Below are 25476 nucleotides of genomic sequence, written 5' to 3' on the forward strand. Positions count from 1 at the left end.
GTCATCATGTACGATGGCTGTCCCGTCTTTTTATGCTATTTCTGTTGGATTAATGGCTTGTATAAATTTAAATGTATTGTCTTCAAATTCAAATTCGAGTATGCAACAATTGGAGAATTTCACTTCTTTAACTTTTTCAAATGATAACCATAGTTGTAAAAACATATATAATGCCCCACCATGACTTACTGCTAAAATTGTATCGGCTTCATCTGTATTCATGATATCTGTTAAAGTTTCATTCATTCTATTTTGCAGTTCTTCACTAGACTCACCGCCATAATCAACAAAGAAGTCTCCATAAGAAGTTTCACCTGGCTTATGTGGCGGATTTAAAGTTTCACTTTCAGCTTCATAAAGTCCAAAGTTCCATTCTTTTAATCCTTTTAATCTTACATATGGCCTTTCTGGACATATAATTTCAAGTGTATCACTCGCACGTTCTTGTGTAGATGCGTAAAGCGACTCAAATGTTATATTCGATTCATCGAAATACTTTTTTGCCATACGCGCTTGTTCAATACCTAATTGTGTTAATGGTGAATCAGATGCACCTTGAATTTTCTTCTTCTCATTAAATAATGTTTGTCCGTGTCTCATTAAGTATAATTTCTTACTCAAAATCCATCATCCCTCTTATCAAATTATCATTCATTACATTTATCCTACCATTATTAAAACTTAAGTGTAAAATAACATTTATTTTCATGAGCATTCCTATTGCTTTGCTAAAGAATTTAAGTATAATAATTATAGTTAGTTTAATTTTTATCACAGAGGAGAAATATTATTATGTCACAAGTATTATTTATTACAGCTCATCCACATGATGAAACTGTTTCTTTTTCAATGGCAACAGCTAAATCATTTATCGAAAGTTATAAAGCTTCAAACCCTAATGATGAAATCGTTCATATCGATTTATACAATTCATACATTCCACAAATTGATGCAGATGTATTTGCTGGTTGGGGTAAATTACAATCAGGACAAGGATTTGAAGAACTTTCAGAAGGCGAACAAGGTAAAGTACGTCGCTTAAACGAATTAAGTGATCAATTTGTTAATGCAGACAAATATGTATTCGTCACACCATTCTGGAACTTCTCATTCCCACCAGTTATGAAAGCTTACTTAGATTCAGTATCAGTAGCTGGCAAAACATTCAAATATACAGCTGAAGGTCCAGTTGGTTTATTACCAGATAAAAAAGCATTACACATTCAAGCACGTGGTGGATATTATAGTGAAGGACCAGCAGCTGACTTAGAAATGGGTCACCGTTACATTGGACAAATGATGAACTTCTACGGAATTACTGACTTTGACGGTTTAATTGTTGAAGGTCATAATGCTAACCCAGAAAAAGCAGAAGAAATCAAAGCAGACGCAATCGAACGTGCAAAAGCATTAGGACAAACATTCTAATTTAATATTGTAATATTGAACCTGAGTCATCGTGCGATGACTCAGGTTTTCATTTATCGGCCTGATAATCTCATTTTCGGGTCGATATTTATTTTTATCGGCCTGTAAATCCCGTTTTCGGGTCGATATTTATTTTTATCGGCCTGATAATCTCATTTTCGGGTCGATAATTTTATTTATCGGCCTGGTAATCTCGTTTTCGGGTCGATATTTATTTTTATCGGCCTGGTAATCTTGTTTTCGGGTCGATATTTATTTTTATCGGCCTGTAAATCCTGTTTTCGGGTCGATAAATTTTTTTATCGGTCCATATTTCTCGTTTCTGGACCGGTAATTATTTTTATCGGTCCATATTTCTCGTTTCTGGACCGGTAATTATTTTTATCGGTCCGTATTTCTCGTTTCTGGACCGATAATTATTTTTATCGGTCCGTATTTCTCATTTCTGGACCGGTAATTATTTTTATCGGTCCGTATTTCTCTTTTCTGGACCGGTAATTATTTTTATCGGTCCATATTTCTCATTTCTGGACCGATAATTTTTCGTATCGGTCCAGAAACCCACACATCCTCCGCAAATTTCCTTCTAATCCTAAAATATATTACATTTTATTCAAAAGTTTCGTTTATACTATATTTATCAAGGAATTATTTTATGATTGGAGGCTTTTTCATAATGAAAGAGATTGTAATTTTAACGGTGAGTGATATTCATGGCTATATCTTCCCTACTGATTATCAAGAGGCTCATCAAGACTTACCTAAGGGGTTACTTAAAATTAATCAAATGATTCAAGATATCAAGCAAACTCACGAACATGTCATCGTAATGGACAATGGTGATTTTCTACAAGGGTCACCTCTATGTTCGTATTTGGCTTCGGAAACAAAATCAAGCAAGCCTTTAACGGATCTATACAACCAGATTGGTTTTGACTTCGGTGTTATTGGAAATCATGAATTCAACTATGGCTTACCTTACCTTTATGACGCGATTAAATCTTTAAACTACCCTGTGCTATCGGCAAATATTTTTAAAGATCATAAACCTTTCACTGGTAATGATGTCATTTATTTAGAAAAAGACAAAACAACTTTCGGTATTATCGGCTTAACGACTCAATATATACCACATTGGGAGAAACCCGATACAATAGCTGAATTAAGTTTCCAATCTGCTGTTGAAACTGCGAAAGAACTGATACCAGAAGTGAGACGTAACGCGGATATTGTTGTCGTGTGTTATCACGGAGGATTTGAGCGTGATTTACATACTGGTGAAGAAACTGAATTACTGACTGGTGAAAATGAAGGCTATGATTTACTAACAGAATTAGAAGGTGTTGATGTATTGATAACCGGTCATCAGCATAGAGAAATTGCAGAAGTCATTAACCAAACAGCAGTCATTCAACCCGGTGGTAAAGGAGATTGTCTCGGTAAGATCACATTGAAAATTGATGAAGAAACAAACAAAGTGTTATCAGCAGATTCAGAATTACTATTTGTTAAAGACTATCAACCACAAATTTCAATTCCACAAAATCTTACAAACTTAGAAAAAGAAATTAATGACTGGTTAGATACTGAAATCTCTCAACAATCTCAAACGATGTATGTCGACGATCATTTTAAAGCAAGAATAGAGCCACACCCACTGATTAACTTTATTAATTATGCGCAAATGAAGCTTAGTGGTGCTGATATATCCGCTTCAGCATTATTTGATAGTGGTGTTGGGTTTGGACAAACTATTACGATGCGTGACGTTATAAATAATTACCCATTCCCTAATACTTTCTATGTATTAGATATTACAGGTAAAGATCTATTACTAGCCTTAGAAAGAACCGCTTCATACTTCGATATTGAACAAGGTGAACTCGTTGTGAATAAGGCTTTCATTGAACCTAAACCACAACATTATAACTATGATATGTACGCAGGTATTTCATATACATTCAATATTCAGAAACCTATTGGCAATCGTGTAGAAAATGTTTTATTTAAAGGCAAACCTATAGAATTAGACACACATTATTCTATCGTTCTTAATAATTATAGAGCAGTTGGTGGCGGTGATTTTAACATGTATAGTGCTGATAAAATCATCAAAGATATTCAAGTTGAAGGTGCTGAAATGCTGATTGATTTCTTAGAACAACACAGTATAGAAGATGTGCCAAAAGTAATGAATTTTGAAATTAAATATTAACTAAACTCTAAAAATATGATGCATCAGACAAATCTTTAATATCCTTACAATCATTTAACAAAATTTTCTATTTTTATGTAAAAAAGCATAAGATTTTGTGGTAATATTTTTATGTAAATGGAGTCCATACAAATTATGGCATTAAATAGAAAATATATGCATATTCATGTTGTAATTTTACATAATCGAAGGGTATAATTAAATTTGTATCGAGATTTTATTTATTTGTAGTGATAATACATATTTGGAGGTTTAATTAATGGACATGAAAAAAAGTTTTAGTTTTGTAACCATACTTTTGTTGGGGGCAATGATTTTACTAGCTGCATGTGGCAACGGGAAATCAAGTATTGATTCAAAATCGTCAAGTGATGGGGATAGCAAAGGGGACAGCTATAAACCTAAAGAACTTACTATTCAATTCGTTCCATCTCAAAATGCTGACACATTAGAAGCAAAAGCAAAACCGTTAGAAAAATTATTATCAAAAGAATTAGATATTCCAGTAAAAGTTTCAGTTTCTACAAATTACAACACAATCGTTGAAGCAATGAAATCTAAAAAAGTAGACGTTGGTTTCTTACCACCTACTGCTTACACATTAGCACACGATCAAAAAGCTGCTGATGTATTACTACAAGCACAACGTTATGGCGTTAACAAAGACGGATCTAATAATGACAAACTCGTTAAAAGTTATAAATCACAATTTGTTGTTAAAAAAGATTCTGGCATTAAATCTTTAAAAGATATGAAAGGTAAAAAAATTGCCTTACAAGATGTTACATCAACTGCAGGATACACTTATCCAGTAGCTGAATTATTAAAAGAAGGCATCAATCCAATCAACGACATGAAAATTACAAATGTTAAAGGACATGACCAAGCTATTATTGCATTATTAAATGGTGACGTTGATGTAGCAGTAACATTCCAAGATGCTCGTAACATTGTTAAGAAAGACCAACCAAACGTCTTCAAAGATACTGAAATCGTAGAATTAACTGAAGATATTCCAAACGATACAATTTCAGTAAGAAGCGATATGGATGACAAATTTAGAGATAAACTTAAAAAAGCTTTTAAAGATATCGCAAAAACTAAAGAAGGTCACAAAATTGTAAGTGAAGTTTATAGTCATGAAGGCTATGTTGATAGCAAAGACTCTGAATTCGATATCGTACGTGAATACGGTAAAAAAGTAAACGATAACGAAAAATAATGATGAGATTTAATATAAAAGCTCAGCTCCTATTATGAGCAGAGCTTTTATTTTTTAAGGGGGATACATATGAGTCAAATAGAATTTAAAAACGTGAGCAAAATATATAAAAATGGTCACCAAGGTCTGAAAGATATCAATTTAAATATCGAAAAAGGCGACTTTGCAGTAATTGTAGGTTTATCAGGTGCTGGTAAATCTACCCTACTACGTTCAATCAATCGTTTACATGATATTACTGAAGGCGATATTTTAATTGATGGTAAATCCATCTCTAAAGCATCAGGTAAAGAATTATTGATGATGCGTCGCAATATAGGTATGATTTTCCAACATTTCAATTTAGTCAAACGATCATCTGTTATTAGAAACGTGTTGAGTGGCAGAGTCGGATACCACCCTACTTGGAAAATGGTACTCGGTTTATTTCCGAAAGAAGATAAGATAAAAGCATTAGAGTCATTAGACAGAGTGAATATACTAGAAAAAGCATATAACCGTTCTGATGAATTATCTGGTGGTCAACAACAACGTATTTCTATTGCACGTGCTTTATGTCAAGAATCGTCTATCATCCTTGCAGACGAACCTGTCGCGTCATTAGACCCACTTACAACGAAACAAGTTATGGATGACTTAAAGCGTATTAACGAAGAATTAGGTATCACGATTATCATCAACCTGCATTTCGTAGATTTAGCAAAAGAATATGGTACTAGAATTATTGGACTACGTGCTGGTGAATTAGTTTATGATGGTCCTGCATCAGAAGCAACGGATGAAACATTTGCCGAAATTTATGGACGCCATATTAAAAATGACGAGAAGTTAGGGGTGCAGTAAATGGACTCTAACCAAGAACGCTTTGAACCTTACTTACGTCGTAAGACTTCTTTAAAAGTTGTTTTATCAATCATTATCGTCGCTATTTTAGTCGTTTGGAGTTTCATGTTTACGAACTTTAGTATTGGTGATTTAATGTACGGTATTCCACAAATGGTCGAACTGTTCAAAAGTATGGTTCCACCAGATTTAAGTTATATTTCTAGTATCACTAAACCAATGTTAGATACCATCCGAATGGCAGTTGTAGGAACATTTATAGGTGGTCTACTTTCAATTCCTATTTCAATCCTGTGTGCCCGCAATGTAATTCGTTCAAGTTGGATAACTTATCCTTGTAGATTTATCTTGAATATTGTTAGAACAATCCCTGACTTATTACTTGCAGCAGTATTCGTTGCAATTTTTGGTATTGGTCAAATTCCAGGGGTACTCGCAATCATCATTTTATCTATTAGTATCATATGTAAATTGATGTATGAATCATTAGAAAGTATTGATGATGGTCCATTAGAAGCTATGACTGCAGTTGGTGCAAATAAATTAAAATGGATTACATATGCGATAATCCCACAAGCTATTGCGCCATATATGTCTTATGTATTATACGCATTCGAAATTAACATAAGAGCAGCAGCAGTATTAGGTTTAGTAGGTGCTGGTGGTATTGGTCTGTATTATGATCAAACATTAGGTCTTTTCCAATATCCTAAGACATTAACAATCATACTTGTAACACTTGTTATTGTTGTAATCATTGACTTAGTAAGTACGAAAGTGAGGGAAAAATTAATATGACACAAACTTATTATCAGTTAAAGCCAGAAAGACAACGCAAATCCATTATTTCTCGATGGATTACAAGTATCATTCTTGTCGTATTATTAATTTGGGCTTTTGTAGGATTACCCGCTTTCGAAATCAAATCACAGTCAGGAACAATTATGAAATCTATTGTAGATGGATTATTTCATCCTGATTGGAATTATGTATATATTCCTGAAGGTGAGGACCTTCTAAGAGGTTTATTAGAAACATTTGCAATTGCTGTTATCAGTACATTTTTATCAGCCATTTTATTTATACCACTTGCATTTATTGCTGCTAAAAACATGGTAAAATTTAAACCTGTTTCTAGCATTAGTAAATTTATTTTGAGTGTTATCAGAGTGTTTCCTGAAATTGTTATGGCAATTATCTTTATTAAAGCTGTAGGTCCAGGTTCATTTTCAGGTGTACTTGCACTAGGTATTCATTCTATAGGTATGATGGGTAAATTGTTCGCTGAAGATCTAGAAAATCTAGATTTAAGTCCAACAGAATCACTCGTAGCAAGTGGCGCCAATTCGATTAAGACACTTATGTTTGCAGTAGTACCACAAATACTACCTTCATACATATCATTAGTATTATATCGATTTGAGTTAAACTTAAGATCTGCTTCAATACTCGGTTTAATCGGAGCTGGCGGTATCGGTACACCATTAATATTTGCTTTGCAAACTCGAACTTGGGATCGAGTAGGCATAATATTAATAGGTTTAGTCATAATGGTAGCAGTAGTTGATTTTATATCAGGTAGTATTAGGAAGAAACTCGTTTAATAAAGATGAAGCGACCACGGAAATTGCGATTTCCGGGTCGCTATTTTATTTTATCGGTCCGTATTCAAACCTCATCACCTTATTCAATCTCTATTACATTTGTCTTTTTGTTTGTTCTAGAAAACGATTACAATTATAATGTAATTATACACTAAAGATTGAGGTGATGATTTATGGTAAATGTAAATAATCAAGGAATAAAGCTTTATGTGCTCGACAATGGTCGTATGAAAATGGACAAGAATCTAATGATTGCTGGGTCTAATCAAGCTACTTTGGATAATCCTAATGCACCTAATGAAATGTTTGAATTCCCTATTTACACCGTATTTATTGATCATCCTGAAGCAAAGATTTTGTTCGACACGGCTTGTAATCCTAACTCTATGGGGGAAAATGGTAGATGGATTAACCAAACTCAAAAAGCATTCCCGTATACTGCTGATGAATCTTGCTACTTACCTAATAGACTTGAACAAATTAATGTCGATCCAAGCGAAGTTGATTATGTCGTAGCTTCTCACCTTCATTTAGATCATGCGGGTTGTCTTGAATATTTTACAAACGCAACTGTAATTGTGCATGATGATGAACTTAATGGAACGATGCAGACTTATGCGCGTAACCAAAAAGCTGGTGCCTACATTTGGGCGGATATTGATGCTTGGATTAAAAATGATTTAACATGGAAAACGATTAAACCCTATGAAGATAATTTAGAAATTGTTAAAGGTGTTAAAGTACTGAATTTTGGTAGTGGTCATGCATGGGGCATGATTGGACTAGAAGTAGAAACTCAGGAACTCGGTACACTGATATTGGCTTCAGATGCTATTTACACAGCTGAAAGTATGGGAGACATTTTAAAGCCACCAGGTATTTTATATGATTCAATTGGTTGGGCAAGATCTGTTGAAAAGATTAAAAGACTCGCTAAAGAGAAAGACGCACAAATTTGGTTCGGCCATGATGGCAATCAATTTGAAGGCTTTAGAAAATCAACAGATGGATATTACGAATAATGTTAATCATATAGGAGTGAAAGCTAATGAAGACACGAGCAGCGGTATTGCACGAAATGGGTTTACCTAGTCCATATTCAGAAAGTAAACCATTAAAAATTGAAACACTTGAATTAAATAAACCGAATCAAAATGAAGTGCTCATTAAAATTGGAGCGGCAGGTTTATGTCATTCAGATTTATCTGTTATTAATGGAAGTAGACCACGCCCTACTCCTATGGCACTTGGACATGAAGCGGCAGGAGAAATCATTGAAATTGGGGACAACGTAACAAACTTTGAAGTTGGTGATCATGTTGTCTGCACATTTATTCCAAACTGTGGTCATTGTCTACCATGTAGTGAAGGTAGACCTGCACTATGTGAGAATGGCGCTGCTTCTAATGAGCAAGGAGAACTACTTGATGGTGGCATAAGACTACATAATGAAGAAGATAATATGCATCATCACCTAGGCGTTTCTGGCTTTGCAGATTATGCTGTTGTTTCACAGCACTCTATCGTAAAAGTTGATAAAGACATTCCTTTTGAAAAAGTAGCCATATTTGGATGTGCTGTTATTACAGGTATAGGCGCAGTTATTAATACAGCACAAGTAAAACCAGGCAGTTCAGTCGCAGTTGTTGGATTAGGCGGTATCGGTTTGAATGCTATTTTAGGCGCTAAATTAGCTGGAGCAGGAGAAATCATTGCATTAGATATTAATCCAGGCAAATTTGAATTAGCTAAAAAACTCGGTGCAACTGCAACTTTTAATTCAGGAGACGATGATGTCGTTGAACAAGTTAAAGCTTATGTAAAAGGCGGCGTTGAATATGCATTTGAAACTGCCGGTGTCGTGCCAGCAATGGAAGTTGCATACAAAATCACTAAACGTGGCGGATCAACAGTAACAACCGGATTACCAGACCCTAAACATGAATTTTCATTTCCACAAGTTACTTTAGCAGCGGAAGAAAGAACTATTAAAGGTTCATATGTAGGTAGCTGTGTACCAATGAGAGATATCCCAAGATTTATCGCGCTTTATAAACAAGGTCGCTTAGATATTGATTCATTACTAACAGACACGCTGCCTCTAGATGAAATTAATGAAGGATTCGACCGACTAGCAAAAGGAGACGCCGCAAGACTAGTAGTCAAAATGAATAATGGATAACTGAGATGCAAAATATGGACCGGTAAATTTTTTTATCGGTCCGTATTTCTCATTTCTGGACCGGTAATTTATTTTATCGGTCCAGAAATCTCATTTTCGGGTCGCTATTATATTTTTATCGGCCTGGAAATCCCATTTTCGGGTCGATATTTATTTTTATCGGCCTGGAAATCCTATTTTCGGGTCGCTAATTTTATTTATCGGTCCAGAAATCTCGTTTTCGGGTCGATAATTATTTTTATCGGCCTGATAATCTCGTTTTCGGGTCGATAATTATTTTTATCGGCCTGGTAATCCTATTTTCGGGTCGCTATTTTATTTTATCGGCCTGAAAACTCCATTTCCGGGTCGCTATTTTATTTTATCGGCCTGAAAACTACAATCCTACCTGCTCACTTCCTGCCCACACCCACATTCCTACATCCACCCATCCCAAATATCATTATCTTTGTGACTTTTACATGGAAAGTATACAATTATATTTAAAGAATGATTCATTATTTATAAGGGGATGAACAAATGGATACTTCATTTAATACAACAAAAGAATTTGCCGAAGCTTTGGATAAAGCGGATGTGTTACATCATGTTCGTGATCGATTTTATATACAACCTAACGAAATTTACATGGATGGGAATTCTTTAGGTCTTGCTTCTAAAGATGCTGAGGCATCATTACTCAATGCGTTAGAAGATTGGAAAAAAGAAGGCATCAAAATTTGGAATATTGAAGACAGCAAATACTATCATTATTCTAAGCACATTGCTTCAAACATGGCGCCATTAATTGGTGCGAGTCCTGAAGAAGTTGTAGTAGTTGGTAGCACGACATCCAATATACATCAAGCTATCAGTACTTTTTACGAACCAACTAAAGATAAATACAAAATATTAGTTGATGACTTAAACTTCCCTACTGACCGTTATGCAGTAGATAGTCAAGTGCGTCTAAAAGGATTAGATCCAAACGATGCAGTTAAAGTTGTTAAAAGTTCAGATGGTGTATTCATTGATGAAGATGCCATTATTGAAGCAATGACAGATGATGTTGCACTTATTCTATTACCTACCGTACTCTACCGAAGTGCTCAAGTATTAGACATGGCAAAAATAACAATGGCTGCGAAGGAACGTCAAATCTTCATTGGATGGGACTTATGTCATGCAATCGGCGCGATTGAAATGGACTTAACCCAAATTGATGCAGACTTTGCTGTATGGTGTACATATAAATATTTATCAGGTGGACCTGGTTCAACTGCTGGCTTATATATCAATAAGAAACACTTTAATCGCAGTCCTGGTACGGCCGGATGGTTTGGGAATAAAGACGAAACACAATTCCAACTTAATCATACATTTGAACATCAACGAGATGCTTCAGGGTGGCAAGTTGGAACGCCAAATATTCTATCTATGGCACCATTAGAAGGTGTGCTTAACATTTTTAACGAAGTTGGCATGCATGCTATTAGAAAGAAATCACTTCATATTACGTCATACTTAATGTATTTAATTGATGAAAAGTTAACTGACTATGGTTATTCAGTTGGGAACTTACGTGATGATTTTAAACGAGGTGGACATGTTTGTTTAGTGCATGATGAAGCATATAGAATCAGTTTAGCGTTGAAAGATAAAGGTGTGATTCCTGATTTTAGAGAACCAAATGTGATTCGATTAGCACCTATTGCTTTATATACATCATATGAAGAAGTCTATAAAGTCGTTGAGATTTTAGAAGAAATTGCACAAGATCATTTATACGAACAATATAGTACTAAACGTGGCCTGGTCGTATAATAAATTGCGTACTTAAGGAGTAGCTATATGTCCAAGAAACACGGAGAAATCATTCGATTTATACTTGTAGGTGGCATCAATACAGTTAATTATTACTGGATATATTTATTATTATTAAAAGTGTTCGGCATTCAATATTTAGTGAGTCATATATTGAGTTTCATAATAAGCTTTATCATTTCATTTTATTTGAATTGTTATTTTGTTTATCGTGTTCAACCTACCGTAAAAAAATTCATTCAATTTCCTATTACACAAGTTGTAAATATGGGGCTACAAACATTATTATTATTTGTGTTTGTACAGTTACTTCATGTAAACGAAACTTTTGCACCATTTATCGGATTAATTTTTACAATTCCAATAACATTTATATTATCTAGATGGATTTTAGTAGGTAAATAAAACGACAAGCGCCTGTAACATAAACATGTTACGGGCGCTTGTCATTTTTCTCTATAATAAGAACATAACAAAGAATGGAACGACTGCTACGACTACGATACCAACAAGAACGAGTGAAATACTGGCCATTGATTCTTCTACTTCACCTAATTCTTTTGCTGCTGCGACACCGAGTGTGTGTCCACTTGTACCTAAGGCTAATCCTCTTGCAATCGGATTTGTAATATTAAAGAGTTTCAATAATTTATTTCCTAATGCCATAATAATAACGGCATTTAAAATCACGGCTAATGATGTGAGTTCTTTAATACCTGAAATACCTTCTGAAACTGGCAATGCAATTGCAGTTGTTGCTGCTTGTGGTAACATTGATGCGATAATATCATCACCAAATTGGAATGCTTTCGCTACAATATAAATAATAACAAGTGCTGCTACTGTTCCAATCGCAATACCACCCATGATATGATGCCAATGCTTTTTAAGTACTTCACGTTTTTTGTATAAAGGAATTGCGAAACAAATTGTTGCTGGTTCTAGGAAGAAATTAATAATATCTCCACCTATTTTGTAATTTTCATATGGTATGCCTGTCGCTTTTAAAAATACAATGCCACCAACCATACTGAAAAATAATGGCGCAAACAAGAAGAATCCATTTGTTTTTTTAAATAAATAAGTACCGACTAAGAATAATATTACAGATAATCCGATACCGAAATATGGTGTATTAAGGCCTAAATGTTCCATCATGCATAATCACCTGCCACGCGTTTATTGTTAATTTCTTTCGTACGTTTAACTGATTTTTCACTTGGTTTAATGATCATTTGTGAAAAGATACCCGTACAAACAAGTAATAAAATTGTAGAAATAATAATTAGTAATATGATAAGTATTGGACTCGTACTTAAGATGCCTAATGAGTTGATTACTGAAATACCCGCTGGAACGAATAAGAATCCGATATTATTCGTTAATGCAGTACCAACCGCTTCTACTTGTTCTAACTTGATAATACCTGTCGTTAAAGCGATAAACATTAGCACTAATCCGATAACTGATGCCGGCATTGGTATAGGCATAAAGCTTTCTATGACATGTGAAATTAATAATACAATTGATATTGTTAATACTTGATGAAAGAAGTTATTGACTTTTTTCATTTAGACAACCTCCCGAAGTAATCTCTTAAGGTTATCTTAATATGAAAATCAATTTTTAAAGCGTTTTCAATGCGAAATGCAATAATTGACCTCTAAGTTACAAAATCTATGCTCTGAAAATTATACTAACCCTATTTCTGATTTAAACGACTTCATATATGATCGACTAACTTGTAATTTGATATTCCCCGTCAACGTCACTTGATACGTCGAATTAAACCAATGTTCAACCGATTGTATATGCCATTTATTAATAATACTTGCGCGATGAATACGAATAAATTTAGCGTGACTGAGCTTTTTCTCATAGAAACTGAGTGGCTCGTTTGTCGTATATTCATTGTCAGTCGTATTAATCGTCGTAATACCTTGATTGACAGATATCGCAATAATATCATCTACATTCAATACATAAATACGATCATCAATTTCAATAGGCAAGACTTCATCGTGATTAACCGGTTTCGGCTCCACTGATTGTTGTGTCTCGCTATTCGTAATTTTATTAATCGCTTGTTCAATTCTCGATTTCTCAAAAGGTTTCAAGATATAGTCTGTTGCTTCTAATTCAAATGCTTGTACAGCATATGTGTCATGAGCAGTCGCAAAGATAATATGCGGAACATGTTTCATTTTGTTGATTTTCTTCGCTAAATCTAAGCCACTTTCTTCCATCAAATTAATATCTAAAAATATAACATCAAATTCGTGTGACAGTAGTTGTTCCAATGTTTCTTCAACATTTTCTGCTTCTTCAATTTGACTAAATGAACCAATTTGATTCAATAAATATTTCAGTTCATTACGTGCTAATGGTTCATCATCAACAATTAACGCATGCATTACATTTCCTCCTCTCGATATTTGTGTGGAATAATCGTACATACTTTCGTTCCTTTATCACTTGAATCGAATTGTAATTCTGCATGATTTCCAAATAATCCTGTTAATCTTCTATTTAAATTCTCTAACGCACTTCCAGTTCCAGACTGAGAGGCAACTGTTGTCTTACCTAAAATAGCAATTTTATCTTCATGTATACCTTGCCCGTTATCTCTTACACATAATTGAATCGATTGATGATTACGACTCACTTTAACCCAAATGCGATTGTCATCTTTTCTACTTGTAAAGGCATGTTTAATTGCATTCTCTACTAATATTTGTATAACAAAAGGTGGGACAAGTGCAGAATAATGTTCTTCGGGTATATCAAATTCAATTTTAAAGTGATCGGGATATCTTGCTTGTTCTAAAGCAATATAAGCGCGTACTTGTTCTAATTCTTTTTCAATTGTAATCGTATTGTTTCTCGCACCTTGTAAATTCGACCGGAAGAAATGACTCAATTGTAATAATAATTGACGTGCTTTCTCATGATCTATTCGAACCAATGCTGAAATTGTATTAATCGCATTAAAGAAGAAATGTGGATTAACTTGAGCTTGTAACGACTTAATTTCAGCATCTTGTAATAATTTTCGTTGTGTTTCAACAGCACCAAGTTCTAACTGACTAGAGAATATTTTAGCTAAACCTTCAGCTAGTTGTTTCTCTACAAATGTTAAATCATGATGATCTGTAAAATACAACTTCAATGTCCCTACAATATCATCATGTACATATAATGGAATAACAATCGCCGCTTCAAGAGGACAGTTCGGATGTTGACACCCTATATCTTTACTAGAATAGACTTCTTTTTGCTGACCTGTTTCAATAACTGCTTTAGATAAATCAGTAATGATGGTCTTATCAGGTGTGTGATGATCACTAGCTACACCAACATGCGCCAATATATGCGTCTTATTTGTAATAGCAACAGCAGAAACTTTCATAAGATCTTTGATAACTTTTGCTGATTGATGTGCAGATGACTCAGTTAATCCTTCTTTAAAATAAGGCAATGTCTGATTGACGAGCTTTAATACATCATGCGTTTGAATCGCTCTCATTTGTTCTTCTTGTTTAACTGTCGAAATAATAATAGACATAAATATTGCAGTACCTAATCCATTAATGATAATCATCGGCAATGCAATAAGTTGAACAAGTTCCCATGCATCTGCTTTTTGAGATGAGAATATCAATATACAAATCATTTGAATAACTTCCGTTGATGCACCAACTAATGCACTTTGTTTCACGGATAAATAACTTTTTGACTTCATTGCTTGTGCACCAAAGTAACCTGCGACAAGTCCAATGACGATTGATGATATTAAATATGTATATGCATCTGCACCGCCAATATAAACTCTAAATATACCTGATAGCACACCTACGAATAAACCTACAAATGGTCCACCTATTAACCCTGAAACGCCTATTGTTAACACACGTGTATTCGCAAGTGACACTTCTGGTCCGAGATGTAAATAAATCATACTCGATACAATTTCTCCATTATGAATCGCGACACCTGTAAAATTAGATAGCAATGCAAATGATGAAAATACAATGATCAATCGCCATTTTACATACCATTTTTCGCGCTCACCCATCATATTTTTAAAATACGTGGTATTCATTAATATGTAAGCAACGAGTATAATTAAACCAACACGTTCTAATAATAAGACAAATAAATTTAACATATAAACACCTATCGTTTCTTTACTTTTCTATACGTTCATACCAACAAATATTTTACCATATGATTGTTAGAAATCTCGGAATAATGTTTAAATGATATAATAAGGAGAGCCATGCAGAAAGGGGATAATATCATGAATTTACAAACTGCATCACCAGAGGAAATTAGAGCAAGTATAAGACAAGGCGCATTAACACGACCAACTAGTGGGATGGCTAAAGGGTATGTCCAAGCAAATGTCGTCATCTTGCCTTCTAAATATGCTTATGATTTTTTGAAATTTTGCTTTAAAAATCCGAAGACATGTCCATTACTTGATGTATCCGAAGTAGGATCGCCGTCATTTAGTAAATATGGAAAAGAAGCGGATATTAGAACAGATGTTGGATTGTACAGACTTTATAAAGATGGCAAATTTGTTCAAGAATACGAAGATATTAAAGCGTTGTATTCAGATGATATGGTCAGCTTCTTGATTGGATGTAGCTTTACATTTGAACATGCTTTGCTTGAAGCGGGCATTCCAGTACGTCATATAGAAGAAAATCATAACGTACCAATGTACATCACAAATATACCAGCTCAACCAAGTGGTACTTTTAAAGGAAACATTACAGTAAGCATGCGACCTATGACGATGGCTGAAGCAATTAAAGCTACTGAAATCACAACACATTTCAAAGAAGTACACGGTACACCAATACATATTGGAAATCCAAGTGAAATCGGTATCGGAAACATTGACCAACCTGATTTCGGTGAAGCTGTAACAATTAAAGACGGAGAAGTTCCTGTATTCTGGGGATGCGGTGTAACACCACAATCTGTCGCATTAGATGCCAAACCAGATATCATGATTACGCACGCACCCGGACATATGTTTATAACAGATGTTAAAGATAGTGAAATGAGCTAGACTTAGAAGCACTTTGAAAGCAGAAAGCTGAGGCAACGGTCATTGCCTCAGCTTCATTTTCATTTCTGGACCGGTAATTATTTTTATCGGTCCATATTTCTCATTTCTGGACCGGTAAATTTTTTTATCGGTCCATATTTCTCGTTTCTGGACCGGTAATTATTTTTATCGGTCCAGAAATCTCGTTTCCGGGTCGCTATTTTATTTTATCGGCCTGAAAATCCTTATACTTCCATTCTCAACTTATAACTCTGTACGCAATTCCCACAATTCTGGGAAGAAGTTCTGGTCAATAACCCGTTTTAAATAGTTTACACCTGAACTTCCACCTGTTCCTGTTTTGAATCCAATTATTCTTTGTACGGTCTTCATATGTCTAAATCGCCACTGACTGTATCTATCTTCTACATCTGTTAATTTCTCTAGTAGTTCATACAATTCAAAGTATGCGTCTGATTGTAAATATATTGCTTTAAAAGCTTCTTTGACTGAATCATTCCGCATATAATTTTGCGTAACTTCCCTATTTAACACTTCGGAATCTATGTTAAATCCTGCTCTATGTACTGCTTTAATTGTTTCATCATATATACTTGGTCGTTCTAGTTGTGTTTTCAACTGCTGATATATATTTGGGTCTTTTTCATAGATTTTTAAAGCGTGTGTTGTTTTATATCCTAAGCTATATTCAATCATTCTATTTTGAAAAGATTGAAATCCTGAAGAATTCCCTAAGTCATCTCTAAATTTCAAATAATCACTTGGTGTCATGGTTGATAATACTTCCCATACTTGAATGAGTTGTTTTTGTATATTACCTACACGAGCTAATTTTTTAAATGCTTGTTTATATTGATCAGATTTAATATCATCACTTGCAGAATTTAATTCATGAATAATTAAGTTCATCCACAGTTCTGATACTTGATGGACAATTATGAATAATTTCTCATCGTGCGCATCTGTTAATGTATGTTGTGCTGATAATACTTTATCTAAACCTAAATATTCACTATACGTCATGTCCTTCGAAAAATCTGTCTTCACACTTTCCCCTTTAAGTGATTCATCTTGAAATTCGCTCACATCTACTCCCCCTTTTTAGAAATGACCGCTCTTATTGGCGAACCGTCTGCACCTACTATATTTAAAGGTAATCCAATGAAGTTATAATAACCTTCTGAAACATTTTCTAATAATAGATTTTCAATATTAATAATGTCGTATTGATTAAATGCATGATGATTGTCTAAAGTTTTAGAGTCGATATCATCTACTGATGGCACGTCTATACCGAATACTTTAATTCCTATTGAAGATAAATATTGAATGGCATCTTCCGTTAAGACAGGTACTGACTCTGGAAACACTTCAGAATGTGCTTCTGATTTAGTCTTTATCATTATAATAGTCCCTTTAATCTCATATTTCTTGAGTATTTCCTGGGTGATTAAAGTTTCATCCATAATTTCAATTAATGTTGCATCGCCAATTAAACGATTGACGTCAATTTCATGAATCTTGATACCTTCTTCATCAAAGTGATATGGCGCATCCATATGTGTGCCTATATGTGTGCTTGTTGAAATACTACCAATATTTACAGAACCCGTTTCTTCTTTAGTCGCTGAAAGTTTAAAATGAAATGGCTCATCACCTGGCCAGTGTGCAATATTGTTCGTCAATTGTTGTGTAATATCAATCCACATAATCATGCTCCTTTATTAATGTAATCGCTACCATATTACCTTTTAATCCAACTTTTGTACATTAATTTGTAATAATGAAAAAAGTAAAAGCCGAGACATATACATATGTCCCAGCCTTTTTTAAAATTATACAATTAAATTGACGATTAATATTAATATCAAACCTAATACAGAAAGTACAGATTCTAGAAGTGTCCATGTTAAGAACGTTTCTTTGATTGTTAAACCAAAGTATTCTTTGAACATCCAGAATCCTGCATCGTTCACATGTGAGCAGAATATACTACCTGCACCAATCGCAAGTACGACAAGTGAAATATTCACATCTGAAGCTTGTAATAATGGTAATACAATACCAACTGAAGATATTGCTGCTACTGTCGTTGAACCAAGTGCTACTCTTAATAAAGCAGCAGCTAACCATGCTAGAAAAATTGGTGACATTTCTGTACCGTGGAATATTTCTGAAATTGTGTCACCAACACCACCATCAATGAGGATTTGTTTAAATGTACCGCCCCCACCAATAATTAAAAGTAACATTGCTATTGGTCCAATAGCTTCTTCAAATGATTTCATAATCGTTGTCATATTCTTAGATTGTTTAATACCCATTGAATATATCGCAAATAATACAGCTAATAACATTGCTGTAACAGATGAACCAAGTAAGTACACGATAGATTCAAACCAGTTTGTTGGTTCTTGATCATGACCAGTTATAAGTTGGACTACTGTAGCAAATAACATTAAAATAACTGGGAATAATGCTGTTAATAAACTAATACCAAAGTTCGGTAATTTTTCATTACTAAAATCATTCATTTTACCTATACTTGCTGTGTTCCCTTTCTTTTCAAATGCTACAGGTGCAATAGCATATGCAAATTTAGGGAAGATACCACCTACTACAATTGCTAAAGGTACACCAATGATAAGACCATACATCAGTACTTCGCCAATATTGGCATTAACCGCTTCTGATATTGCTACTGGACCTGGATGTGGTGGTAAGAATCCATGCGTTACAGCAATTGAAGTTGCCATTGGAATACCAACTTGTAAATTAGAAATTTTCATTCTTTTAGCCAACGTAAACACTAAAGGAATTAATAATACAAATGCAACTTCTAAAAATAAAGATATCCCGATAATAAATGATGCAATAATCATTGCCCAAGTTACATATTTTTTACCAAACGTATTAATCAGTGTATCTGCAATTCTTGTTGCACCACCACCGTCAGATAATAACTTACCTAAAATCGAACCTAATCCAAAAATAATCGCAATATGACCGAGTGTATCGCCCATACCTTTTTCAATGGTTTCCACAATTTTATCAAGTGGCATACCTAAAATAATACCTGTTAACATTGAAGTGATAATTAAAGCAACAAACGTATTTAATTTAAAGTACATAATAAGCGCTAATAAAATTAATACACCAATTACAACACTAACCAGTGGCCAGTACTCTCCCAACATTTAAATCCCTCTCTCTTTATATATTTAACGATTTAATTCATATACACTGCTTAAAGTTTCTTCATCTCCGACATTTCCTGGGAATATAACATAAGGTATATTTTGATATTTCGCTTCAGAACCTGTTAGCCATACTGGAACCCCTTGTGTAATTTGACCGATGACTTTTGCTTTTTCAATTTTTAATCCTTTTGTCGCAACATCGCTTGAAGTTATACCACCTTTAGCGATAATAAACTTCGGTTGTACATCTAAATTTGAAACGATCGATACTAAACTATTTGAAATAGCAGTAGAAATACTTAAATTATGCTGCAAGTTCTCAGTTCTAATAACATCTCTTGACGTATAAATGACAACATCTTCTCCGTTATCAATATATCGCTCAACGAGTTGTGTAATGTCATCAACATAAGCTTGTAAATTGGATGACGCTATTTGCGTAACGTCAAATTCTATTTCACTAATAAATGAATGGTCTAATAAATATTTCAGTTGGTCTGATGACTTTTTAACATGTGAACCAACAACAATGATGCCACCATTATCATTTTCTTTATAAGAATTTAAATTGATAATTTCTCCAGGTGTTTCACAAATTGCTTTAACAAAAGATGCCGCTGTTCTAAAGATAAAGCGTTTATCATGTTGTGCTAAAAATTCAGTCAGACAAGCTACAAAGAAATCCATATCCTCATCATTTACAGCATCTACCACGACTTGATCAAAGTCATTTAAATTTGAAAATACATTAAAAATCGTTTCTTTATCTCTTTGTCGTAAATTTTCTAATGTGATGTGATAAACTTCGTCAGATTGAACTTCACCATTACTTTTTTCGCTTATAAAGTCATTCATATGTTTAGACTTAAATCCAAATGTTGTATCTTGTGCAAATTCACTTTCAGATACCGGGATATATTGCTCGCCTTCTTTAAGATAATGAATACCTTCATATGTATATCTATTCCCTTCAAAGAAAGCTGGAATATAGAATACGGCATCAAAAGCTTGGTCACTAGAATCACTTAACACTTTAGGTTCTAAATAGAAATGACCTCTTAATGTTGAATCTCCTCTACTAATAATTAGATAAGGTATATCCAACTTATTAGCAACTTTTTGTATGTTAGCGCTTACCTCCTGGTGTAAAGAAATCGTCTCTTGTTCATTTAACGCTCTAGAATTCGTCAAAATGTAAAACATATTATGGGATTGAAGAAAACCATCTTCAATCCATTCCTCAGTCCACTTCGTATATACAGGTAAATCTTTAACTGTTTGAGTGCCTGTAGGATCATCATCTAGTACAATAATTTTATATTTTAAATCTGCTAAATGTTTGTTTATATCATCATGTTTAAATACATTTATTAAATCTTTTGTTAACATCACTATCACCTACATATTATTTATTTTTTCGAAGTATTGAATGATACCTGAATGGTCATTTAAACCATTACCTTGCGCAACTTCTGATTTATAAATTTCTTTAATTTGATTAACAACTGGTAATGTTAAACCTGCTGTATCTGCTGTTGACGATACATTTTTTAAGTCTTTTAAATTAATGTTTAAAGTGCCACCTGGTTTATAATCTTGTTCAATCATTTTAGGGAATTTGGCTTCCATAACCGCTGAACCTGCTAAACCATTTTTGATTGCTTCATGCATTTCTGTCAAATCAATATCAAATTTCTTAGCGAGTACAACCGCTTCTGACAATGCTGCAATATTTGTATTCACGATAATTTGATTCGCCAATTTAACGACACTACCAGAACCAACATGACCAACTCTTACAACAGATCCAGCAATTGGACGAAGCACTTCTTTAATATCTTCTAATAAATCTTCATCACAACCAACCATTACAGCTAGTTCTCCTGTAATCGCAAGTGGTTCTCCTCCACTAACTGGTGCATCTACATACTGAATATCTTTTTCTTCAAGTACTTTACTAATTTCTAAAGATTCATTAGGTGTTAAAGAACTCATATCAATTACCATTTTGACATTAATTTCACTTTGGTTTAATACTGCCGTTTCACCACTGTATAAAACTGATTTAACAATAGCACCATTAGGCAACATCGTAATCATCACTTCAGCATCTCTAGCCATTTCTTCAATAGATACAACTTTCGCACCTAATGCCTCTACCTCTTTTTCAGCTTCTTTATTTAAATCATTCACTAATACTTCTTTATTAGCTTTGATTAAGTTTTTCACCATTGGCTTACCCATAATACCTAATCCAACAAATCCAATTTTCATTTTTATGCTCCTTTTCTGTAAACGTTTACAGGTATTGTATACCAAATTTTAATAAATGTATACATTTTATTTCAAATTTTTTTATAGTAAGATGAAGTTAACGAGGTGAAAACGATGGTAAATAAGGAATTATCCATATATCAAAAAATAAGAAATGACATTATAAATGGTGACTTAACGCAAAATGAAAAAATAACAGAAAGCAAACTTGCACAAAGATATAATGTTAGTAGAACACCGATAAGAGAAGCTTTAAAACAACTAGAATTAGAATACTTCATAAGAGATGGTTATATTTATGTACCAACAGTAGAAGAATATCGAAATATATTTGAGATGCGCATTTTAATAGAAACACACGCAATTAAAAAAGCGAGTATCGTATTCACACAAGACGATATCGAAGAATTAAAAAGTTACGCAACAATCGGAGACGACAAAACAGAAGAAGAAATCATACAAATCAACGATCAATTCCATCAAAAAATCATGAGCGCCACAAAAAATAGTTTTATAATAGATACGTATAGTAAATTGAAAAGTTATATATACCTATTCAGTAAAACAGTTATCAATAAAAAACGCCCAGGTCTTATAGAAGAACATCAAAAAATAGCAGAAATGCTAGAAAAAAGACAAACCGAAGCGGCAATAGAACTCATGAAAGAACACTTATTAAACGACTTAGAATTCAGTCTATACTATTTGAAATCATAGGAAGATGTAGTGTGGGGAAGGGTAAAAGTTGGTCTAACGATCTTGTTTTCCATTCTTGAGCGTTAGAGCGACATTTTTTCATTTTTTGCGCTAGTTCTCATGCGCTAACGATCTTGTTTCGATTTCTTGAGCGTTAGAATTTCTAACGATCTTGTTTTCCACTCTTGAGCGTTAGAGCGACATTTTTTCTGTTTTTGCGCTGGCTTACGTGCGCTAACGATCTTGTTTCGGTTTCTTGATCGTTAGAATTTCTAACGATCTTGTTTTGCAGTCTTGAGCGTTAGAGCGACATTTTTTCATTTTTTGCGCTGGTTCTCATGCGCTAACGATCTTGTTTCGATTTCTTGAGCGTTAGAATTTCTAACGATCTTGTTTTCCACTCTTGAGCGTTAGCGGGCGCAAATCCGGTCCAAAATCCGATACAAACCCCTTACAAAACCTATATATAATATGAAAAGCGACACCTTTTTCTGGCGTCGCTTTATTTTTATCATGATAACTTCTCTTTTACGTAATCATAATTTCCTTCATATTTTGTGAGTTGTTTATCTTGTAGTAAATACGTTATATCAAATAGTTTATTTAAGAAATATCGATCATGTGATACGGCTATTACGGTACCTTCGTATTCTAACAGTGCTTCTTCTATTGTTTCTTTTGAATCTATATCTAAATGGTTTGTTGGTTCATCAAGTATGAGCACGTTAAAGTCTTGGTTAACGATTTGTGCCCATCTTAATCTCATTTTTTCTCCACCACTTAAACTTTCCACTTTGTTAAATACATCTTCTCCATAGAACATAAATTGTGCAAGTATGTGTCTTGCTTGTCCTTCTGTTACATGCACGACATCCCTAAAAGTTTCTATGACTGTTTGATTTTCTATATTTTCAAACGTATGTTGAGATAAGTAACCTATTCTTAAGTTTGAAGCGCAATGAACTTCTCCATCGTCTGGTTCTACTTGATGCATCATCATTTTTAATAATGTGCTTTTCCCTGTACCGTTGTTACCTATAATGGATACGTGTTCTTTTCTTCTAATAAGTAAATCGATATCTTCGAATAGTATATCTTCATACATTTTAGAAACTTTTTTGAATTCAATCACATCATTTGAGACACGCTGTCCTTCTGTTAAGTTTACATTCATTTTTTTATTTTCTAGTACTGGTTTATCTAATCTTTTAATTCTATTTAATGCTTTTTCCATACTTTTCGCACGTTTATACATTGCAGCATTTGGTGGCTTTGCTTGACTCGCCCATAATCTTAATTGTTTAATGGAGTCTTCCATTTTTTTAATTTTCTTCTGTTGTGTCTGATATGCTTCAAATTCACGTATAATGCGTGCTTCTTTTTCTTTCACAAAATAACTATAATTACCGTGATAAATGTGCAGATGCCCTTGATCGATTTCTAATATTTGATTGACTGTTTCATCTAAGAAGTATCGATCATGCGATACAATCATAACTGCACCATTATATTGTTTAATAAAATCTGCTAGCCAATCAATGGATGAAATGTCTAGATGGTTCGTTGGCTCATCTAATAATAGTAGTTTAGGCTGTTGCAATAATATTTGTGCAAGTCCTACTTTAGTACGTTCTCCTCCAGAGAGTTTCCCCCATGTTTGATTTAATAATTGATTGATTTTCAAACCATGACTGACTCTTCTAATAAGTGCATCTCTTTCATACCCACCTATTTCTTCAAATGTTTCTTGCAATGCGCCATATTGTTTTAATAAACGTTCTAAATCATCCGTATTATTTGCCATTTCATCTTCTAAAAATTTCATTTTTTGAGAGACGTGATTAATTTCTTTAAATACTTCTGATAAACATTCATAAATTTTTTTATCTTCTTCATACTGTGGTAACTGGTTTAAATAACCAATTGAAATGTTCTTTTGCCAGCTTATTTGCCCCTCTGTCGGCACTTCAATACCAGCCATCAATTTCAATAATGTACTCTTACCCTCACCATTTCTTCCAACGAGTCCTACGCAATCTCCTTCATTCAAGTCATATTTAATATCTTCAAAGATGAGATCACCTGTGTAAGACTTCGATAGTTTAGACATATTAATAATATTCATTTTGCTTCCTCCAAAATCGGTCTATAAGGAAGCTGGTGTTAGACATTCCTTATAGCTATATTTTTCTTCAAAAAAGACATACTCCGCCAATTTTGGAAGAACATCCGCAAATTTGTTGCGTACGATTACGAAAAATCTGCAACTATGAGCTAAAAGAAACATCTAAAACACCTCCGTTAATTTAAGTTAGTTTCATTATATAGTTGTAAAAATAATAATTCAATGTCTTTATGCTATTTTAAATTCTCACCAATATTAACGGTTGTGACGTAATTATCATCTATTGTAAATATGATAAGATTGCCACCTACTAGGAATCTATATTCATCTCCGTTACTAGTTTCTTCTATAGTATAATCATTTCCGTAAGCTTTAAGAATTTGTGCTTTTGAAATGTGATGCTTTTTCACTGGGAATTTAGCACTTGCTGCATATTCTTCTTCATATTTTCCACCAAAATAGAATGTTTGATCATATGAAGTTCTATGCGTATAAATATTTCCTTCATAAGATTGTGGTTGAACAATTCTATAATTATTCATTGTAACGTTCTTATACACTAAAGCATTGATGAAAGCTGAATCTAAAATAAAACTACCGTCATGACCGGTGTAACCTTTATAAGTGTAGTAAGGTGTTGTGGCTGCTTCAACTTCATGACTGTCTTGACCAGGAAAATCTACAATGCCAAAAATTGTTCCGAAAGAAATTCCTGTTGCAATTGTTAATTTAGTTATTTTATTCATTATCATCACTCCCTTTTAGTATAATTGTACACCTTAATGTTACAACAATATTACA

General features: G+C 33.7%; 24 protein-coding genes. 12 read left to right on the forward strand and 12 right to left on the reverse strand.

Features of this window, described 5'->3' with window-relative positions; genetic code table 11:
• Positions 1 to 30 precede the first annotated feature (30 nt).
• A complete protein-coding gene (locus LQ673_RS09475) occupies positions 31 to 621 on the reverse strand; it encodes a histidine phosphatase family protein (RefSeq protein WP_204171101.1) in 591 nt (196 codons plus the stop codon).
• A 171-nt stretch (positions 622 to 792) separates the two neighbouring features.
• Between LQ673_RS09475 and LQ673_RS09480 the strand changes: the two genes are divergently transcribed.
• The 10 genes from LQ673_RS09480 to LQ673_RS09525 all read left to right on the forward strand — a co-directional run bounded on the left by LQ673_RS09480 (position 793) and on the right by LQ673_RS09525 (position 11702).
• Positions 793 to 1428, forward strand: a complete 636-nt coding sequence (locus tag LQ673_RS09480; RefSeq protein ID WP_191836669.1) for an FMN-dependent NADH-azoreductase — start codon at positions 793 to 795, stop codon at positions 1426 to 1428.
• A 676-nt stretch (positions 1429 to 2104) separates the two neighbouring features.
• Entirely contained in the window at positions 2105 to 3643 is a 1539-nt protein-coding gene (locus tag LQ673_RS09485; RefSeq protein ID WP_191836670.1) for a bifunctional metallophosphatase/5'-nucleotidase, read from the forward strand.
• A 265-nt stretch (positions 3644 to 3908) separates the two neighbouring features.
• A complete protein-coding gene (locus LQ673_RS09490; protein WP_025906906.1) occupies positions 3909 to 4865 on the forward strand; it encodes a phosphate/phosphite/phosphonate ABC transporter substrate-binding protein in 957 nt (318 codons plus the stop codon).
• A 69-nt stretch (positions 4866 to 4934) separates the two neighbouring features.
• Positions 4935 to 5708, forward strand: a complete 774-nt coding sequence (phnC, locus tag LQ673_RS09495) for a phosphonate ABC transporter ATP-binding protein (RefSeq protein ID WP_025906907.1) — start codon at positions 4935 to 4937, stop codon at positions 5706 to 5708.
• A complete protein-coding gene (gene phnE / locus LQ673_RS09500; protein ID WP_025906908.1) occupies positions 5709 to 6506 on the forward strand; it encodes a phosphonate ABC transporter, permease protein PhnE in 798 nt (265 codons plus the stop codon).
• Positions 6503 to 7312 (forward strand): phosphonate ABC transporter, permease protein PhnE, encoded by an 810-nt coding sequence (gene phnE / locus LQ673_RS09505; RefSeq protein ID WP_204258174.1) that lies wholly within the window; start codon positions 6503 to 6505, stop codon positions 7310 to 7312. Before phnE (LQ673_RS09500) ends, phnE (LQ673_RS09505) begins: the two co-directional genes overlap by 4 nt.
• A gap of 173 nt (positions 7313 to 7485) precedes the next feature.
• A complete protein-coding gene (gene ahlS / locus LQ673_RS09510) occupies positions 7486 to 8334 on the forward strand; it encodes an AhlS family quorum-quenching N-acyl homoserine lactonase (protein WP_191836672.1) in 849 nt (282 codons plus the stop codon).
• A gap of 26 nt (positions 8335 to 8360) precedes the next feature.
• Positions 8361 to 9494, forward strand: coding sequence for a zinc-dependent alcohol dehydrogenase family protein (locus tag LQ673_RS09515; RefSeq protein WP_191836673.1), 1134 nt, complete (start codon positions 8361 to 8363; stop codon positions 9492 to 9494).
• Between the two features lie 519 nt (positions 9495 to 10013).
• The gene (gene kynU / locus LQ673_RS09520) at positions 10014 to 11297 is read left to right on the forward strand and encodes a kynureninase (protein WP_191836674.1); all 1284 of its coding nucleotides are present in this window, start codon (positions 10014 to 10016) and stop codon (positions 11295 to 11297) included.
• A gap of 27 nt (positions 11298 to 11324) precedes the next feature.
• Complete coding sequence (locus LQ673_RS09525; protein WP_191836675.1) at positions 11325 to 11702, forward strand: GtrA family protein; 378 nt, start codon at positions 11325 to 11327, stop codon at positions 11700 to 11702.
• A gap of 51 nt (positions 11703 to 11753) precedes the next feature.
• Here LQ673_RS09525 and lrgB read toward each other — a convergent pair whose 3' ends face one another.
• The 4 genes from lrgB to LQ673_RS09545 form a co-directional block, all read right to left on the reverse strand.
• Positions 11754 to 12455, reverse strand: a complete 702-nt coding sequence (gene lrgB / locus LQ673_RS09530) for an antiholin-like protein LrgB (RefSeq protein WP_025906914.1) — start codon at positions 12453 to 12455, stop codon at positions 11754 to 11756.
• Positions 12452 to 12868 (reverse strand): antiholin-like murein hydrolase modulator LrgA, encoded by a 417-nt coding sequence (lrgA, locus tag LQ673_RS09535; protein WP_159316200.1) that lies wholly within the window; start codon positions 12866 to 12868, stop codon positions 12452 to 12454. The genes lrgB and lrgA overlap by 4 nt, the downstream gene beginning before the upstream one ends.
• Before the next feature lie 120 nt (positions 12869 to 12988).
• Entirely contained in the window at positions 12989 to 13711 is a 723-nt protein-coding gene (locus tag LQ673_RS09540) for a response regulator transcription factor LytR (RefSeq protein WP_191836676.1), read from the reverse strand.
• Entirely contained in the window at positions 13711 to 15465 is a 1755-nt protein-coding gene (locus LQ673_RS09545; RefSeq protein ID WP_191836677.1) for a sensor histidine kinase, read from the reverse strand. Before LQ673_RS09545 ends, LQ673_RS09540 begins: the two co-directional genes overlap by 1 nt.
• Positions 15466 to 15597: 132 nt before the next feature.
• On the opposite strand from LQ673_RS09545, the gene LQ673_RS09550 reads away from it, so the two are divergent.
• Positions 15598 to 16380, forward strand: coding sequence for a putative hydro-lyase (locus tag LQ673_RS09550; protein WP_191836678.1), 783 nt, complete (start codon positions 15598 to 15600; stop codon positions 16378 to 16380).
• A gap of 243 nt (positions 16381 to 16623) precedes the next feature.
• Here LQ673_RS09550 and kynA read toward each other — a convergent pair whose 3' ends face one another.
• The 5 genes from kynA to LQ673_RS09575 all read right to left on the reverse strand — a co-directional run bounded on the left by kynA (position 16624) and on the right by LQ673_RS09575 (position 21854).
• Positions 16624 to 17466, reverse strand: a complete 843-nt coding sequence (gene kynA, locus LQ673_RS09555) for a tryptophan 2,3-dioxygenase (RefSeq protein WP_025906919.1) — start codon at positions 17464 to 17466, stop codon at positions 16624 to 16626.
• Positions 17467 to 17468: 2 nt separating this feature from the next.
• Positions 17469 to 18089 carry a cyclase family protein gene (locus LQ673_RS09560; protein WP_191836679.1) on the reverse strand — a complete coding sequence of 207 codons (621 nt, stop codon included), beginning with the start codon at positions 18087 to 18089 and terminating at the stop codon, positions 17469 to 17471.
• 126 nt (positions 18090 to 18215) lie between these two features.
• Entirely contained in the window at positions 18216 to 19577 is a 1362-nt protein-coding gene (locus LQ673_RS09565) for a gluconate:H+ symporter (protein ID WP_159316196.1), read from the reverse strand.
• Between the two features lie 24 nt (positions 19578 to 19601).
• The gene (locus tag LQ673_RS09570; RefSeq protein ID WP_191836680.1) at positions 19602 to 20969 is read right to left on the reverse strand and encodes a four-carbon acid sugar kinase family protein; all 1368 of its coding nucleotides are present in this window, start codon (positions 20967 to 20969) and stop codon (positions 19602 to 19604) included.
• Between the two features lie 9 nt (positions 20970 to 20978).
• Positions 20979 to 21854, reverse strand: coding sequence for an NAD(P)-binding domain-containing protein (locus LQ673_RS09575; protein WP_107576667.1), 876 nt, complete (start codon positions 21852 to 21854; stop codon positions 20979 to 20981).
• A 114-nt stretch (positions 21855 to 21968) separates the two neighbouring features.
• Here LQ673_RS09575 and LQ673_RS09580 point away from each other — a divergent pair, with 114 nt between their 5' ends.
• On the forward strand, positions 21969 to 22571 hold the full coding sequence (locus LQ673_RS09580) for a GntR family transcriptional regulator (protein WP_191836681.1): 603 nt from the start codon (positions 21969 to 21971) through the stop codon (positions 22569 to 22571).
• 490 nt (positions 22572 to 23061) lie between these two features.
• Here the strand turns inward: LQ673_RS09580 and abc-f are convergent, their stop codons facing one another.
• Entirely contained in the window at positions 23062 to 24675 is a 1614-nt protein-coding gene (gene abc-f / locus LQ673_RS09585) for a ribosomal protection-like ABC-F family protein (protein ID WP_191836682.1), read from the reverse strand.
• Positions 24676 to 24908: 233 nt separating this feature from the next.
• Positions 24909 to 25421 carry an immunodominant staphylococcal antigen IsaB family protein gene (isaB, locus tag LQ673_RS09590; RefSeq protein WP_119488974.1) on the reverse strand — a complete coding sequence of 171 codons (513 nt, stop codon included), beginning with the start codon at positions 25419 to 25421 and terminating at the stop codon, positions 24909 to 24911.
• Between the last annotated feature and the right edge of the window lie 55 nt (positions 25422 to 25476).

Origin of the sequence: Mammaliicoccus sp. O-M54 (genome assembly GCF_022386035.1) — a bacterium.
In the GTDB taxonomy this organism is placed as follows: Bacteria; Bacillota; Bacilli; order Staphylococcales; family Staphylococcaceae; genus Mammaliicoccus; species Mammaliicoccus sciuri_A.

Excerpts from the sequence above, each read along its gene's own strand:
- phnE (WP_025906908.1), top strand. The coding sequence starts at position 5,709 with ATGGACTCTAACCAAGAACGCTTTGAACCTTACTTACGTCGTAAGACT.
- LQ673_RS09565 (WP_159316196.1), bottom strand. The coding sequence starts at position 19,577 with ATGTTGGGAGAGTACTGGCCACTGGTTAGTGTTGTAATTGGTGTATTA.
- ahlS (WP_191836672.1), top strand. The coding sequence starts at position 7,486 with ATGGTAAATGTAAATAATCAAGGAATAAAGCTTTATGTGCTCGACAAT.
- LQ673_RS09575 (WP_107576667.1), bottom strand. The coding sequence starts at position 21,854 with ATGAAAATTGGATTTGTTGGATTAGGTATTATGGGTAAGCCAATGGTG.
- lrgA (WP_159316200.1), bottom strand. The coding sequence starts at position 12,868 with ATGAAAAAAGTCAATAACTTCTTTCATCAAGTATTAACAATATCAATT.
- isaB (WP_119488974.1), bottom strand. The coding sequence starts at position 25,421 with ATGAATAAAATAACTAAATTAACAATTGCAACAGGAATTTCTTTCGGA.
- LQ673_RS09515 (WP_191836673.1), top strand. The coding sequence starts at position 8,361 with ATGAAGACACGAGCAGCGGTATTGCACGAAATGGGTTTACCTAGTCCA.
- lrgB (WP_025906914.1), bottom strand. The coding sequence starts at position 12,455 with ATGATGGAACATTTAGGCCTTAATACACCATATTTCGGTATCGGATTA.
- LQ673_RS09540 (WP_191836676.1), bottom strand. The coding sequence starts at position 13,711 with ATGCATGCGTTAATTGTTGATGATGAACCATTAGCACGTAATGAACTG.
- LQ673_RS09560 (WP_191836679.1), bottom strand. The coding sequence starts at position 18,089 with ATGTGGATTGATATTACACAACAATTGACGAACAATATTGCACACTGG.
- phnC (WP_025906907.1), top strand. The coding sequence starts at position 4,935 with ATGAGTCAAATAGAATTTAAAAACGTGAGCAAAATATATAAAAATGGT.
- LQ673_RS09545 (WP_191836677.1), bottom strand. The coding sequence starts at position 15,465 with ATGTTAAATTTATTTGTCTTATTATTAGAACGTGTTGGTTTAATTATA.
- phnE (WP_204258174.1), top strand. The coding sequence starts at position 6,503 with ATGACACAAACTTATTATCAGTTAAAGCCAGAAAGACAACGCAAATCC.
- LQ673_RS09580 (WP_191836681.1), top strand. The coding sequence starts at position 21,969 with ATGGTAAATAAGGAATTATCCATATATCAAAAAATAAGAAATGACATT.
- LQ673_RS09480 (WP_191836669.1), top strand. The coding sequence starts at position 793 with ATGTCACAAGTATTATTTATTACAGCTCATCCACATGATGAAACTGTT.
- LQ673_RS09550 (WP_191836678.1), top strand. The coding sequence starts at position 15,598 with ATGAATTTACAAACTGCATCACCAGAGGAAATTAGAGCAAGTATAAGA.
- kynU (WP_191836674.1), top strand. The coding sequence starts at position 10,014 with ATGGATACTTCATTTAATACAACAAAAGAATTTGCCGAAGCTTTGGAT.
- LQ673_RS09570 (WP_191836680.1), bottom strand. The coding sequence starts at position 20,969 with ATGTTAACAAAAGATTTAATAAATGTATTTAAACATGATGATATAAAC.
- abc-f (WP_191836682.1), bottom strand. The coding sequence starts at position 24,675 with ATGAATATTATTAATATGTCTAAACTATCGAAGTCTTACACAGGTGAT.
- LQ673_RS09490 (WP_025906906.1), top strand. The coding sequence starts at position 3,909 with ATGAAAAAAAGTTTTAGTTTTGTAACCATACTTTTGTTGGGGGCAATG.
- LQ673_RS09485 (WP_191836670.1), top strand. The coding sequence starts at position 2,105 with ATGAAAGAGATTGTAATTTTAACGGTGAGTGATATTCATGGCTATATC.
- LQ673_RS09525 (WP_191836675.1), top strand. The coding sequence starts at position 11,325 with ATGTCCAAGAAACACGGAGAAATCATTCGATTTATACTTGTAGGTGGC.